Annotated in this window: 14 protein-coding genes; 3 read left to right on the top strand and 11 right to left on the bottom strand. The window is 60.0% G+C overall.

Features of this window, described 5'->3' with window-relative positions; genetic code table 11:
- Positions 1–109: 109 nt before the first annotated feature.
- Together ACQUTI_RS01770 and ACQUTI_RS01765 are read right to left on the bottom strand one after the other, a co-directional pair.
- Positions 110–466 carry an ASCH domain-containing protein gene (locus tag ACQUTI_RS01770; protein WP_162994639.1) on the bottom strand — a complete coding sequence of 119 codons (357 nt, stop codon included), beginning with the start codon at positions 464–466 and terminating at the stop codon, positions 110–112.
- A 251-nt stretch (positions 467–717) separates the two neighbouring features.
- On the bottom strand, positions 718–1,653 hold the full coding sequence (locus ACQUTI_RS01765; RefSeq protein ID WP_254465532.1) for a LysR family transcriptional regulator: 936 nt from the start codon (positions 1,651–1,653) through the stop codon (positions 718–720).
- A gap of 98 nt (positions 1,654–1,751) precedes the next feature.
- On the opposite strand from ACQUTI_RS01765, the gene ACQUTI_RS01760 reads away from it, so the two are divergent.
- Both ACQUTI_RS01760 and ACQUTI_RS01755 read left to right on the top strand, forming a co-directional pair.
- Positions 1,752–2,186, top strand: coding sequence for a DMT family transporter (locus ACQUTI_RS01760; protein ID WP_004151877.1), 435 nt, complete (start codon positions 1,752–1,754; stop codon positions 2,184–2,186).
- A gap of 9 nt (positions 2,187–2,195) precedes the next feature.
- Positions 2,196–2,687, top strand: coding sequence for a DMT family transporter (locus ACQUTI_RS01755; protein ID WP_002905492.1), 492 nt, complete (start codon positions 2,196–2,198; stop codon positions 2,685–2,687).
- A 3-nt stretch (positions 2,688–2,690) separates the two neighbouring features.
- Here the strand turns inward: ACQUTI_RS01755 and fabF are convergent, their stop codons facing one another.
- The 4 genes from fabF to ACQUTI_RS01735 are packed head-to-tail and all read right to left on the bottom strand — an operon-like array spanning position 2,691 to position 7,125.
- Complete coding sequence (fabF, locus tag ACQUTI_RS01750; protein WP_064150006.1) at positions 2,691–3,965, bottom strand: beta-ketoacyl-ACP synthase II; 1,275 nt, start codon at positions 3,963–3,965, stop codon at positions 2,691–2,693.
- A 19-nt stretch (positions 3,966–3,984) separates the two neighbouring features.
- Positions 3,985–5,547 (bottom strand): DHA2 family efflux MFS transporter permease subunit, encoded by a 1,563-nt coding sequence (locus ACQUTI_RS01745; RefSeq protein WP_064150008.1) that lies wholly within the window; start codon positions 5,545–5,547, stop codon positions 3,985–3,987.
- A complete protein-coding gene (locus ACQUTI_RS01740; RefSeq protein WP_254465531.1) occupies positions 5,544–6,584 on the bottom strand; it encodes an HlyD family secretion protein in 1,041 nt (346 codons plus the stop codon). Before ACQUTI_RS01740 ends, ACQUTI_RS01745 begins: the two co-directional genes overlap by 4 nt.
- Positions 6,568–7,125 (bottom strand): winged helix-turn-helix transcriptional regulator, encoded by a 558-nt coding sequence (locus tag ACQUTI_RS01735; protein ID WP_032426151.1) that lies wholly within the window; start codon positions 7,123–7,125, stop codon positions 6,568–6,570. The genes ACQUTI_RS01740 and ACQUTI_RS01735 overlap by 17 nt, the downstream gene beginning before the upstream one ends.
- A 307-nt stretch (positions 7,126–7,432) precedes the next feature.
- Here ACQUTI_RS01735 and asd point away from each other — a divergent pair, with 307 nt between their 5' ends.
- Positions 7,433–8,551, top strand: a complete 1,119-nt coding sequence (asd, locus tag ACQUTI_RS01730; protein WP_163620201.1) for an aspartate-semialdehyde dehydrogenase — start codon at positions 7,433–7,435, stop codon at positions 8,549–8,551.
- Between the two features lie 37 nt (positions 8,552–8,588).
- Here the strand turns inward: asd and ACQUTI_RS01725 are convergent, their stop codons facing one another.
- The 5 genes from ACQUTI_RS01725 to hpxW all read right to left on the bottom strand — a co-directional run bounded on the left by ACQUTI_RS01725 (position 8,589) and on the right by hpxW (position 12,657).
- Positions 8,589–9,011 carry a GNAT family N-acetyltransferase gene (locus ACQUTI_RS01725; protein ID WP_254465545.1) on the bottom strand — a complete coding sequence of 141 codons (423 nt, stop codon included), beginning with the start codon at positions 9,009–9,011 and terminating at the stop codon, positions 8,589–8,591.
- Between the two features lie 86 nt (positions 9,012–9,097).
- Complete coding sequence (gene hpxZ, locus ACQUTI_RS01720; protein WP_002905421.1) at positions 9,098–9,484, bottom strand: oxalurate catabolism protein HpxZ; 387 nt, start codon at positions 9,482–9,484, stop codon at positions 9,098–9,100.
- Complete coding sequence (locus tag ACQUTI_RS01715) at positions 9,481–10,878, bottom strand: AtzE family amidohydrolase (RefSeq protein ID WP_254465530.1); 1,398 nt, start codon at positions 10,876–10,878, stop codon at positions 9,481–9,483. The genes hpxZ and ACQUTI_RS01715 overlap by 4 nt, the downstream gene beginning before the upstream one ends.
- Complete coding sequence (hpxX, locus tag ACQUTI_RS01710) at positions 10,875–11,060, bottom strand: oxalurate catabolism protein HpxX (RefSeq protein ID WP_002905357.1); 186 nt, start codon at positions 11,058–11,060, stop codon at positions 10,875–10,877. Before hpxX ends, ACQUTI_RS01715 begins: the two co-directional genes overlap by 4 nt.
- Positions 11,061–11,070: 10 nt before the next feature.
- Positions 11,071–12,657 carry an oxamate amidohydrolase gene (gene hpxW / locus ACQUTI_RS01705; protein ID WP_428923181.1) on the bottom strand — a complete coding sequence of 529 codons (1,587 nt, stop codon included), beginning with the start codon at positions 12,655–12,657 and terminating at the stop codon, positions 11,071–11,073.
- Positions 12,658–12,738 lie beyond the last annotated feature (81 nt).

Genomic DNA, 12,738 nt, shown 5'->3' with positions numbered 1-12,738 from the left:
CGCTCCTTGCTCAATGCGGACCTTTAGCTCGATAGCTTGTCCGCTCCGCGCCAGAAGCGAACAGTGTTATCAGTGGCGATTGATAAAACGTCAGCCCGTAGACCTTGTCTCACAGCACCTCAACCACTTCAAATTCTTCTGCGATCAACTCCATATCCTCAGAAAAATGACCTTCGGAGCTGAAAAATCTCTGATGCTCTTTCTTCCAGTATTCAAGGCTTAAATCGCCTTCACCTTCTTTGCGGGCGAATGCTTCAGTCACATCACAAAAACGAACCAGCTGCATCGAAATCAGTCTGATCACGCAAACTGGAACATTCTTGCCATCAAGAATAATGTGATAACTCCCTATCCTCGGGGCAGTTTTTTCCTGCTGGTAAGAGGCAAAAGATCCGCAAGAGGCCGTTTTGATCCCTTTTTTGATCAGGTCAGCAAGCTCGTTAGCCAGTTCAGGACTGTCACCCATTTGCCAGGCATCTGCGCCGGGATACTTCTTTTTTATTTCCTCAACCTCAACCATGAAAATCCCTTCGTTATCGTCAATGAAAAGAAATGGCATACCTTTTTAACATGAGCGGTCCCAACATTATCAGCGATATCTTTCTTTAGATAGTGTGGTCCGTTTTTCGCTCAAAACGGACCTTAAGGGCATTGAACGCGTTTGCTCTGCGCCAGAAACGGCAGTTAACTTCAAGACGAACCATAAAGTCGCCTGTCTTATTCAGACTGCCAGTAAAGCGGTGAACCGAACGCGTCGATGTAGTAATCGATAATCGCCCGCACGTTCAGCGGAGGGTGGCGGGCATTCGGATAGATTGCCGCGATATGCTGTGGCTCCGTTTTTATGGACCTATCCAGCTCCGGCAGCAGTTCGATAAGTTCGCCGCTCTTTAGCCGGTCTCCAATCAGCCAGTCAGGAAACAGCACAATCCCCATCCCTCCGAGTGCGGCAATCAGCAGGGTTTCAGCATTATTCGATGACATCAGGGGTGAGACAGGGTAGTGCACCCATTCCTCACCGTGCCGGCGCAGCAGCCATTGGTTTGGTCCTGACGAACCGCGGTAGACCAGGCATTTATGCCGGGCGAGCTCTTCGGGCGATCCCAGCATGCCGTGCCGGCGGATATAATCCGGTGACGCGGCAAGATGATAGCACTGCTGGCCAAACACGCGCGCATGAAATGCGGAATCCGTCAGTACGCCAATCCGGAAAATCACGTCAGCCGGCTCACGGTGCGGATCGATGTAATCATCAGTCAGCGTAAGCTCAATGCTGAGCTTCGGATATCGCTCCGTCAGGCCCGGTAACGCGGGTGCGACATGGCGCTGTCCAAAGAATACGGGTGCGTTTATGCGGACCATTCCGGAAGGCTCAAGCGTTCTCTCGTTGAGTTCCCGCCGCGCCTCCTCCATGCTGCCAGTCATCGCTCGCGCATAGCGGATAAAAAGATGGCCGCTTTCCGTCGGGATTATCGCCCGGGTATTGCGGTAAAAAAGCTGCTGGCCGAGCACATCCTCCATCTGATGGATGAGCCGCGATACCTGAGAGGCCGATATCCCTTCCCGCCGGGCCACCACAGAGAAATTCTGCGTCTCATAGACGTCTATAAAAATCAGCAGGGCGCGAATACTGATGTTCCCAAGCTCATTCATTAATGCATATCCTGCACAGGTGTTTATCTCATTATGGCATTTTTCTCATCCATATTAAGCCGTAATCTCCTCCGCCTGGACTACTGGAGATGATTGCTATGCAGCTAATATTGATTTTTATCGTCATTGCCGGAGGCATGGGACTGTCCATAGAGGCAGGATTGCTCGGACCATTGGGTGGGGAGGTCGGTGACCTCTGGGCGACCTTCAGCATATTCGGCGTGGGCGCGGCGCTGACCTTTCTGCTGATGCTTTTTTTCAGCCCGCGCAACAGTCCGTCGTTCTTTGCGCAACCAGCGTGGCAGCTGCTTGGCGGCGTGCTTGGGCCGATTTACGTCATCATCCTGACCGTAGTAACGCCGGCAATCGGCATCGCCATGACTATGATCGGCATCCTGGCAGGCCAGGTGTTCAAGAGCCTGATTATTGATCACTTCGGTCTGCTCGGTACGTCACGCAGGAAAATTGACAGTAAACGTATCATTGCGCTGATTTTCATCATTGCAGCGCTGGTTATGGTTGCACAGGGGTAAAGTAACATTATGACTATTATCATGATTCTGCTCGCCGTTGCCGGTGGCGCCATGCTGAGTATCCAGGCGGCTATCAATGGCCAGCTGGGCAGCAAGGTTGGCGTATTCAAAAGCGCATTCCTGACATTTTCTGTCGGCGCCCTGGTGACGGGGCTGCTGATCTTTTTCTTCGAACCCAAACACACCCTGACGCTGATGGACGTGCCTAAATGGCAACTGCTGGGCGCAATGTTTGGTGTGCCTTATATCGTTATTATGGTACTGGCCGTCCAGCGTATTGGCGCGGCAGTTGCTACGGTCGCTGTCATTTTTGGTCAGTTAACCATGAGCATGCTGATCGATAACTTCGGCTGGCTGGGCAATGCGTCGATTCCATTCTCGCTGAGCCGAATCGGCGCCATTGTCTGCCTGGGTATCGCGCTGTTCTTCATTTACTCCAGCAGCAGGGCAAAAGCTGCCACGGCGAAAATCCCCCGCCAGCCATCGCCGGGGGGGAGCTGACGATTATTCCCAGCGTTTCAGCAGCAGGCTGGCGTTAACGCCGCCAAAGCCAAAACCGTTCGACAGCGCATAACGCATTTTCTGCGGGCGGGCCTGCAGCGCCACCAGATTGAGACCTGCCGCCTCTTCATCGGGGTGATGCAGGTTCAGCGTCGGCGGCACCACCTGATCGCGCAGGGCCTGAATGGTGAAGATGGCCTCGATCCCGCCGGCCGCGCCTAACAGATGGCCGGTGGCGGATTTCGTCGAGGTAATGGCGACCGGATGCGCGCCAAACAGCGTTTTAATCGCCGCCAGCTCACCTTTATCACCTACCTGCGTTGAGGTGGCGTGGGCGTTGATATGGTCAATCTCGTCGACGGTCACCCCGGCCTGGCGAATAGCGGTCTCCATGGCCCGACGTGCGCCGTTCCCGTCTTCCGGGCCAGCGGTCAGGTGATAAGCATCTGCGCTGGTGCCGTAGCCGACCAGCTCGGCCAGCGGCGTGGCGCCGCGCGCCAGCGCGTGCTCCAGTGACTCGATCACGATAAGCCCCGCGCCTTCTCCCATCACAAATCCATCGCGGTCGCGGTCAAAGGGGCGGGAAGCGGCTTCCGGCTGGTCGTTGGAGGCGCTGGAGAGCGCCCTTGCCGCGGCAAACCCGGCCAGGCTAACGCGATGAATTGCCGCTTCCGCGCCGCCGCAGAGGGCAATATCCGCCTCGCCGCTGCGGATCATCCGCGCCGCATCGCCAATGGCCTGTGCACCCGCTGCGCAGGCGGTGACCGGCGCGCCGATGGGGCCCCGGAAGCCGTGAGCGATAGACACATGCCCGGCGGCCAGGTTGGCCAGAAAAGAGGGGATAGTGAACGGCGAGAGGCGACGCGGCCCGCGTTCATCGGTGGTATGTACCGCATTGGCGATCTCGCTGAAGCCGCCGATCCCGGTGGCGATCACCGTGGCGGTACGTTCCTGTTCGGCCGCAGATGCTGGCGACCAGCCGGCCTGGGTCAGCGCTTCACGGGCGGCGACCAGCGCAAACTCGATAAAGCGATCCATCTTTTTGCGCTCTTTCGCCGGGATGGTCGCCAGCGGGTCGAAGCCGTGCAGCGGATCGCTTTCAATGGACGGCACCTGGCCGGCCACTTTGCAGGGAATATCCGCGACCAGCTGCTCGCTGATTCTGGTGATCCCTGACTTTCCTGCCAGCAGCGACTGCCAGACGTGCTGTACGCCGCAGCCCAGCGGGCTGACAATCCCCATCCCGGTGACGACAATGCGTTTAACGGAAACGCCCATAGTTTACTCTCCTGTAGTATCAGTGTGCCGGCGGCTTTTTCATCAAGGGAACCAGCAGCGCGGCAAGCAAAAAACCCATCATGATGAGGTAGAAAGCATCGGAAAAGGCCTGGGTTCGCGCCTCCCGCAGCGCCAGCGCGGAAAGATTTTTCAGCGCCGCCGTCTGCGCGGCATCCGGCGAGATCCCCTGCGTGGCGAAGTTTGCTGCGCTGCGCTGAACAAAATCGCTCATTGCCAGGTTGGCGTTATTCAGATGGTCCGCCAGGCGGTTGTAGTGCAAATTGGTTCTGTCGTTAAGCACTGTGCCGCACAGGGCGATGCCGATGGCGCCCCCGAGGTTGCGCATCAGATTAAACAGCCCGGAGGCCAACTTCAGGCGCGCGGGCGGCAGGCTGCCCAGCGTCAGGGTCACCGTTGGCGCGACGGCAAACTGCTGCGCCAGTCCGCGAAACGCCTGCGGGAGCAGCAACTGGTCCGCCCCCCAGTCATGGGTTATCGGGACGAAGCTGTACATCGACACCGCAAAACCGATCAGCCCGGCCATCAGCAGCCAGCGCAGGTCAACGCGGTTGGCGAGCCACGAATAAAACGGAATAGACATGACCTGGAACAAGCCGGTGGAAAATACCGCCAGGCCGATCTCCAGCGCGCTGAAACCGCGCACGCTACCGAGATACAGCGGAGTTAAATAGATGGTGGCGAAGATGCCGACGCCGGCCATAAACGAGAAATAGCAGCCGAGGCTGAAAGTTCGGTCCTGCAGGGCCCGCAGATCCATCACCGGCTGCGGATGGCGGAGGGTGCGGATAACAAAAGCCACGCCGCAGAGCAGGGCGACCCAGGCGGTGGTCGTCAGGGTCGCGTCATCAAACCAGCCCCAGCGAGGACCTTCTTCGAGGGTATATTCCAGGCAGCCGAGGGACACGGCCAGCAGCAGAATACTGAGATAGTCGGCGCCGCGCAGCAGAGTGGGGTCGGCGCTGTCTACTTTCACCAGCAGCGGCACTGCCACCGCGATGTAAATCCCCGGAACAACGTTGATAAAGAACAGCCAGTGCCAGTTGTAGTTTTCGGTGATCCAGCCGCCCACCGTCGGGCCCAGCGTCGGGGCGAGGGAGGCCAGGCCGCCGATTGTCGCCGCGGCAATGACCCGCTGTTTGCCCTGAAAAAAGGCGAAAGCGGTGGTGAACACCAGGGGGATCATCGACCCGCCCGCCAGCCCCTGCAGGGCGCGGAAGGCGATCATACTCTGGATGTTCCACGCCCAGCCGCACAGCAGGCTCATCAGTGTGAAGCCCGCCGCAGAGGCGGCAAACAGCCAGCGGGTCGACATGACCCGGGCCAGCCAGCCGGAAAGCGGGATAATAATGATCTCGGCGATCAGGTAGCTGGTTTGTACCCAGACGGTCTCATCGTCGCCTGCCGACAGGCCACCGCCGATATCCCGCAGCGAGGCGGAGACGATCTGGATGTCGATAAGGGCGATAAACATCCCCACGCACATGCTGGCGAAGGCAAAGATTTTCTTCGCCGTCGGCATCGACAGACTTTGCGGGGCGGACAGCGCCTGAGCGGTGCTCATCGAGGGCTCTTTTCATTCACGGTAACGATCACCGACAGTCCCGGGCGCAGGACGTCAAGCTTTGCCCCGTCACCTTCCAGCGCAATGCGAACCGGCACCCGCTGCACGATTTTAGTGAAATTCCCGGTCGCGTTCTCCGCCGGCAGAATGCTGAAGCGTGAGCCGGTCGCCGGCGCCAGGCTGGCGACATGGCCCTTAAAGGTATGGTTCGGCAGCACATCGGCGACGATGGTCACCGCCTGGCCGGCGCGCATATGCGCCAGCTGGTTTTCCTTGAAGTTGGCGTCAATCCACAGGCCGTGCGCGGGCACCAGGGAGAGCAGCTGCGTGCCGCTGCTGACGAAGGAGCCGGACCACGCGCGGCGGTTGCCAATCACCCCATCGAACGGCGCGCGAATGTCGGTATAGCTGAGGTTCAGCCTGGCCATCTCGAGGTTAGCCTGGGCCTGCGCCAGGGCAGCCAGGGTTTGCTGCTGGCGAGCATCCAGCACCGTCAGCTGACGTTCGGCCACGGTTTTATCCGCTTTGGCTTTCTCCTGCTCGGCATGCGCCCGGCGATAATCGGCGGAGGCGTTATCGCGGATCTGTGCGGAAATCGCGCTCGACGCGGCCAGGGCGTTATAGCGTCGTTTGTCGTTAGCCAGTTTTTCGGTTGCCGCCGTGGCGGCCAGTAACGAGGCCGTAGAGCCGGCAATGGTCGCCTGCTGTAGCTGGCGGGTAGCCTGAATATCGGCCAGCGCGGCCTGCTGCGCCGCCACTTCTCCGGCGGCTTTCGCGAGGGCGGCGCGGTAATCGCGGTCGTCAATGCGGATCAACAGGTCACCTTTTTTCACCGCCATATTGTCCTGCACCGCCAGCTGCTGGATATAGCCGGAGACTTTGCTGGAGATGGCGCTAATGTCGCCGCCAACATAGGCGTCATCGGTGGTCTGCAGAAAACGTCCGGTTTGCCACCAGTACGCGCCGTAGCTCGCTGCCGCCAGAACGGCGGAGAGGGCCGCCAGGACGAGGACGCTTTTCTTACTGGCCAGCTTCATGGTTGGCATCTCTGTAGGGTTCAGGCTGGAATTTTTGCCCGCTATCGCCTTCGCGTTTGCGCAGCAGATATTCATGACGATATTGCATCAGCGGCGAGGCTGCGGGGCCCGGCACCATGGCGTATTTACCAGGGATAATCTCTTCCCCGGTCGCTTTATCCACCATGACTGGCTCCACGCGGCGCTGGGTGGCGGTTTCCACCAGCTGCATCTGACGGCCTTCGGGAGCGAAGTGGCGGTTACCCCATTCCGCCAGCGCCAGCAATACCATGCGAAAATCGCGGCCCCGCGGGGTGAGGTGGTATTCGTAGCGCGGCGGGGTGCTGCTGTAGCAAACCTTCTCCAGCAGCCCGTCGTCGACCAGCGCCTTCAGGCGGCGCGACAGAATATTGGGCGCGACGTTGCTGCTCTTCTGGAACTCGTCAAAACGGGTAAAGCCCGCGAACGCGTCGCGCAGGATCATGATGCTCCAGCTGTCACCGATGCGTCCCAGGCTACGGGCGATGGGGCAGGGAGCGTGGCAAAGCGGTTCATTTTTCATGGGCTGTCCAGTAACAAGGTGGCTTTTGCCAGCAAATTGACATAGTCACTATCAAAATGCAAGTGACTATTTATGGCAGCCAGGGGAGAAGCCACTGCCGTTCCGCTACGTCGTTTCTCCCTTTGAACAGTCTCCGCCGCCTTATATCTGCCTGACCGTAATAAGAGATAACTATCGCTGATGGCAGATGAAACATTTTAATAATGATAAAAATCGATGTGCTGGGTAATGACCTTTATTGGGGGATACGATATAAGGTATGGCGACACTCAAATTAACATTCTCATAACTTTTTAAGGTTAAATAAATGAAGCAGGTGGGTATTGTTGGCTGGCGGGGCATGGTTGGCTCAGTATTGTTGCAGCGCATGATCGAAGAAAATGATTTCGACGATATTTCAGCGCATTTTTTTAGTACCTCCAGTGCGGGTGCCGCTGGTCCGGTTATTAAAGGTAAAAGCGACAAACTGAAAGATGCGAATTCCCTTAGCGCTCTCGCCGAAATGGATATTATTATAACCTGTCAGGGCGGGGATTATACCAAAGCCATCTATCCTGCGTTAACTAACTCTGGCTGGCAAGGCTACTGGATTGACGCCGCTTCGGCGCTGCGGATGGATGACAACGCCTGCATTATTCTCGACCCGGTCAACCGCGATAATATCGATCGCGCGGTGAAAGCGGGAATGAAACTGTTTGTCGGCGGCAACTGCTCCATCACGCTGAGCCTGATGGGGCTGGCCGGGCTGATCAAGGCTGACCTGATTGAATGGATGAGCGTGATGACCTATCAGTCTGCCTCCGGGGCGGGCGCCAAACAGGTGCGGGAATTCATCGCGCAAAGCGCGTATATCAGTCAGCATTTATCTGCGGATGAACTGACGGCATCAGGTTCCGTGCTGCCTTTAGTCAATAAAGTGAGTGAGTTGATTAATAGCGCCGGCATGCCGGTGGAGAATTTTGGCGTCCCGCTGATGGGCAGCATCATTCCGTGGATCGACAGCGATCTTGGCGATGGAAATAGCCGCGAAGAATGGAAGGGCGAGGCGGAAACCAATAAAATTCTTGGCCTTGCACCCGGCACCATCCCGGTCAATGGCTTATGCATTCGGGTCGGTGTAATCCGCTGCCACAGCGCTGCCATTACCCTTAAACTGAAACGTGAGGTCAGCGAAGCGGAATTTGCTGAGTTAGTCACCCATTCCCATCCGTGGGTAAACTATATCCCCAATAATAAGCAAGAGAGTGTCAGTAATTTGACCCCGGCTGCGATTAGCGGTTCGTTGCAGGTAGGAATTGGCCGCTACAAGAAAATGTCGCTAAATAATGAACCCGTCTACTCGGTGTTAACGGTTGGCGATCAGCTATTGTGGGGCGCGGCGGAACCCCTGCGCCGCATGTTAAATATCCTGCTGGGCAAAATATAGTTAAGATTATTCGGGGAAAGCACTCGTTCGCTGGCGGCTAAGACAAACGTTTAACGAAGCGTTTGCGGACTTCCTTATAGCCGTTATTTTCATAAAATTGATGCGCTCTGATTCTTTTTTCACTGCTTGAAAGCTCAATATGAGCGCATTGTTTATCGCGGGCGAGGCGCTCTGCGGCATGGAGAAGCTGCTGGCCTATCCCTGAACCCCGTGACGATTCCTCTATCACCAGCGCGGAAATTAATGCCCACAATCGGTTTTCATGTACCGGTAAGATAAAATTGATAACGACCACGCCACACACGGTGTTTTCTGCTTCAGCCACCAGCGTATGCATCATACTTTGGGGTTCAGTGACGCGTTGTTCTAAGATCGCCGTCTCCGTCTGATAGCCCAGCTGCAGAAATAGCGTTTTCAGCGCGGGGATATCTTTTGATTCAGCAGCCCTGATTAACACCATGACCATCGTCTCCTCACGTATTGATACCGGGCGAGTGCGGGCCGGTGGATAGCCACATTCCCCCGGCCCGCGTCAGTGTATGCCTCTCAGTCCATCAGACTGACCTGGGCGGCGACAATCCGCCAGCCGTAGGGAAAGCGCACCCACGTTTGCTGCTGACGCCCAAGGCGCGCGCTGCCTTCGCGGGTAAACTCGGTGCTGCATACCGCCATGTCCGCGCCAAAGGTGGTGATGGTGGTATGGCGCAGGTCGCGGGCCAGACCGGCGGCGGGGCGGGCGGCGCGAAAGGCGCGGATCGCCTCAATGCCATACAGATTTTCGCCGGCCCCCAGCCGCACGGTGCGCGGATCGTGCCAGAACAACGCGTCCAGCGCCTCGATGTTATTGCTGACCAGCGCCTCTTCATACTGGTAAAACGCCGCCGTCACCTCGGCGAGGATCGCCGGGCGGTCTACATTATCCAGATTGATCATGCTGCACTCTCCGCCACTCGGGCATCGGTAACGCCCATCGCTTCCAGCGCTCGCGCGGCGCGAAGACAGGCTTGTTCGTTAAACGGCGCGGCTATCAGCTGCAGGCCAATCGGCTTGCCGCTGGCGGTACGCAGGGGCACGGTCACCACCGGCAGCCCGAGGAAGGAGATCGGCTGGGTCAGCATACCCATGCTGGCGCGCACCGGCAGCGGCTGGCCGTTAATCACCATCTCCTCGGCGCCAATCGGCGTAGCGCTGCATGGGGTGGCCGGGGCGATCAGCACGTCGGCCTGACTGAACAGGGATTTCATCGCCTGACGGGCATGACGGCGGAAGCGCTGGGCCTGCAGATACCACGCCGAGGGGATCATCGCCCCGGCCAGCAGCCGCTCGCGGGAGTGGGGTTCAAAGCGCTCGGGCGAATGGCGAAGATCCGGCAGATACTGATTGCCGCCTTCGCTGGCGCTGATGATAAAGGCCGCCGAGCGAGCCAGGGCGGCATCCGCAAACTGCAGCTCGCTGTCGGCGCCCAGCGCGTGGGCGACTCGATCCACGGCCGCCCGGGCGTCATCATCGCACCAGGTGGTGAAATAGCCCCCCAGCCGCGCGCAGCGCAGACCCTCCAGCTCCCGATCCAGCAGGTTGCCGGTGCGCTCGCTGGCTTTATCGGCCTGAAAGTCATCGGCCGGGTCGCGCCCCTGCAGGGCGTCATACACCGCGGCGAGGTCGGCCACCCGGCGGGCAAAGGGACCAATATGATCCAGACTGGCGACAAACGGATGGCTGCCGGAACGGGAGAGGCGGCCGAAGGTGGGTTTCAGGCCAAAGATCCCGCACAGCGACGCGGGGACGCGGATCGAGCCGTTGGTGTCGCTGCCGAGGCTGAAATGGACCAGCCCGGCGGCCACCGCTGCGGCCGAACCGCCGGAGGATCCGCCGGCGATCCGCGACAGATCGTGCGGGTTGCGCGTCGCGCCATAGTGGCTGTTTTCGGTGGTGAAGCCATAGGCGTAGGCATCCATATTGAGCATCCCGCTGAGCAGGGCGCCGGCGCTGTGCAGCTGGCGCACCGCCCAGCTGTCGCTGGCGGCCGGCGGCCGGCCGCTCAGCAGCTCCGCCCCGGCGAGGGTGGTGTGCCCGGCGACATCAAACAGATTTTTCACCGCGTAGGGAATGCCCGCCAGCGGCGGCAAGGGGCGTTTTTCCCGGCGCAGGGCATCGATGCTGTCGGCCTCCGCCAGCATGCGCTGGGCGGTGACCTCGGTCCAGGCGTTGATCTGCGGATTAACGCGGGCGATATCGTCCAGCGTCTGGCAGGCGATCTCCCGGGCGCTCAGTTCGCCATCGTGCAGCGCACGCTGGATCTCGGCGATGGTGAAATGGTGAAGTGTCATGCTTTATACACCCCCGCAATGTCGTCGCGCGGCCCGAGGGGATAGTCCATCAGCGGCTGCGCCATGGCGGCGATGCGGGAAAACTGGCGCTCCAGCTCCTCACGGCGCGGCGCCTCCAGCTCCAGGCGTAACAGGTGGGTCATCTGCGTCAGATACTCGCTCCAGTCTGGCTGTGTGGTCATGGTCTGCTCCTTAGTATGCGGCGGCGGCGCCGTTGCTGCGTGGATCGGTAGCCCCTTCAAGCAGGCCATTGGGATGGCGGACAATGGCCCCGGCGTGGCCCATCGCCTCGCTGAAATCGGCCAGCACTTCCACCTCGTGCCCCAGCTCGCGCAGACGCGCGATGCAGGCGGGGGCAAAGCGTCCCTCCAGCTTCAGTGACTCCGAGGACTGCCCCCAGGTGCGGCCCAGCAGCCAGCGTGGCCGTGAGATGCTCTCCTGCAGCGGCGCCCCCTGCAGGATATAGCGGGTAAACAGCGCCGCCTGGGTCTGTGGCTGACCGTCGCCGCCCATCGAGCCATAGACCATCACCCGGCCATCGTTCAGGCGCGCGGCGGCAGGGTTGAGGGTGTGGAATGGCTGTTTGCCAGGGGCCAGCGCCAGGAGATGCTGCGGATCGAGGCTGAAGGCCGCCCCGCGGTTTTGCCAGACGATCCCGGTGTCCGGGATCACCACGCCGCTGCCGAACTCGTGATAGATACTCTGAATAAACGACACTGCCAGTCCGCTGTTATCCACGACGCCCATCCAGACGGTATCGCCCGGGCCTTTACCGCCGCCCCAGGGGGAAGCGCTGGCGTCGTCGATGCTGTCGGCCAGCGGCTGCAGGGCTTCCGGGGTGAGCAACTGCTGTACATCCACATCCAGATGGCGCGGATCGGTGATATGCGCATCGCGCAGGGCAAACGCCCGCTTGGTGGCTTCGACGATACGGTGCACCGTTTGCGCCTCGTCGGCATCCGCCATCTTCAGACGGTCGGTAATGCCAAGGATCGCCAGCGACACCAGCCCCTGCGTGGGTGGGGCGAGGTTCCACAGCGTTCCCTGCTGGTGCTGGAGCGTCAGCGGCGCCGGACGCCGGGCGCGGTGGGCCTGCAGGTCGCCGAGTGTGACAGGCATCCCCAGCGCGGCCATCCCCTGGGCGAGACGTTCAGCCAGCGGACCGCGATAGAAACTGTCGAGACCGTCGCTGGCCAGCATGCGCAGGGTACCGGCGAGGGCGGGCTGGCGGAAGCGGCTGCCGGGCCGCGGGGCCTCGCCCGCGACCAGCCAGGTTTCGCTGAAGCCCGGCTGATGGCGCAGCTCTTCCAGTTTGCTGGCGGTGGCGTGGGCCTGCGAGGCGGTGACCGGAATGCCGTCTTCGGCATAACCGATCGCATCGGCCAGCAGGCGCGCCACCGGCAGCGCGCGGCCGGTTAAGTCCCGTGAAATCCGCAGCGCCTCGTCCCAGCCGCTGACGGTGCCGGCGACGGTCAGCGCGGCCTGCGGCCCCCGGTGGGGGATATGCCGCTGCCCGGCATAGGCCGCGAGGGTGGCCAGCGACCCGGCCGCACCGCTGGCGTCAATGGCGATGGGGTCTCCCTCAGGCGGCACGATCAGCCAGAAACCATCCCCACCCAGGCCGTTCATGTGGGGGTAGACGACGGCGATGGCCGCCGCGGCAGCCACCATCGCTTCAATGGCGCTGCCGCCCTCGCGCAGGATGGCCAGCGCGCTCTGGCTGGCGAGGTGGTGGGGAGCGACCGCCATGCCGTGGGTCGAAACGTTGCTACTGTGCATAAATTATCCTTTCTGAACGAATCACCCGCAGAACACTGCAAAAGCTGTTCCAGCTCTGAACGTTTCGTTTCATTGATAAAA

Source organism: Klebsiella sp. 7-CIP_Kleb., from assembly GCF_050378655.1.
In the GTDB taxonomy this organism is placed as follows: domain Bacteria; phylum Pseudomonadota; class Gammaproteobacteria; order Enterobacterales; family Enterobacteriaceae; genus Klebsiella; species Klebsiella quasipneumoniae.
This window is presented reverse-complemented; position numbering and strand designations above follow the sequence as displayed.

Excerpts from the sequence above, each read along its gene's own strand:
- ACQUTI_RS01725 (WP_254465545.1), bottom strand. The coding sequence starts at position 9,011 with ATGGTGTTAATCAGGGCTGCTGAATCAAAAGATATCCCCGCGCTGAAA.
- ACQUTI_RS01740 (WP_254465531.1), bottom strand. The coding sequence starts at position 6,584 with ATGAAGCTGGCCAGTAAGAAAAGCGTCCTCGTCCTGGCGGCCCTCTCC.
- ACQUTI_RS01715 (WP_254465530.1), bottom strand. The coding sequence starts at position 10,878 with ATGACACTTCACCATTTCACCATCGCCGAGATCCAGCGTGCGCTGCAC.
- ACQUTI_RS01735 (WP_032426151.1), bottom strand. The coding sequence starts at position 7,125 with ATGAAAAATGAACCGCTTTGCCACGCTCCCTGCCCCATCGCCCGTAGC.
- ACQUTI_RS01745 (WP_064150008.1), bottom strand. The coding sequence starts at position 5,547 with ATGAGCACCGCTCAGGCGCTGTCCGCCCCGCAAAGTCTGTCGATGCCG.
- hpxW (WP_428923181.1), bottom strand. The coding sequence starts at position 12,657 with ATGCACAGTAGCAACGTTTCGACCCACGGCATGGCGGTCGCTCCCCAC.
- ACQUTI_RS01755 (WP_002905492.1), top strand. The coding sequence starts at position 2,196 with ATGACTATTATCATGATTCTGCTCGCCGTTGCCGGTGGCGCCATGCTG.
- hpxZ (WP_002905421.1), bottom strand. The coding sequence starts at position 9,484 with ATGATCAATCTGGATAATGTAGACCGCCCGGCGATCCTCGCCGAGGTG.
- fabF (WP_064150006.1), bottom strand. The coding sequence starts at position 3,965 with ATGGGCGTTTCCGTTAAACGCATTGTCGTCACCGGGATGGGGATTGTC.
- ACQUTI_RS01770 (WP_162994639.1), bottom strand. The coding sequence starts at position 466 with ATGGGTGACAGTCCTGAACTGGCTAACGAGCTTGCTGACCTGATCAAA.
- ACQUTI_RS01765 (WP_254465532.1), bottom strand. The coding sequence starts at position 1,653 with ATGAATGAGCTTGGGAACATCAGTATTCGCGCCCTGCTGATTTTTATA.
- ACQUTI_RS01760 (WP_004151877.1), top strand. The coding sequence starts at position 1,752 with ATGCAGCTAATATTGATTTTTATCGTCATTGCCGGAGGCATGGGACTG.
- asd (WP_163620201.1), top strand. The coding sequence starts at position 7,433 with ATGAAGCAGGTGGGTATTGTTGGCTGGCGGGGCATGGTTGGCTCAGTA.
- hpxX (WP_002905357.1), bottom strand. The coding sequence starts at position 11,060 with ATGACCACACAGCCAGACTGGAGCGAGTATCTGACGCAGATGACCCAC.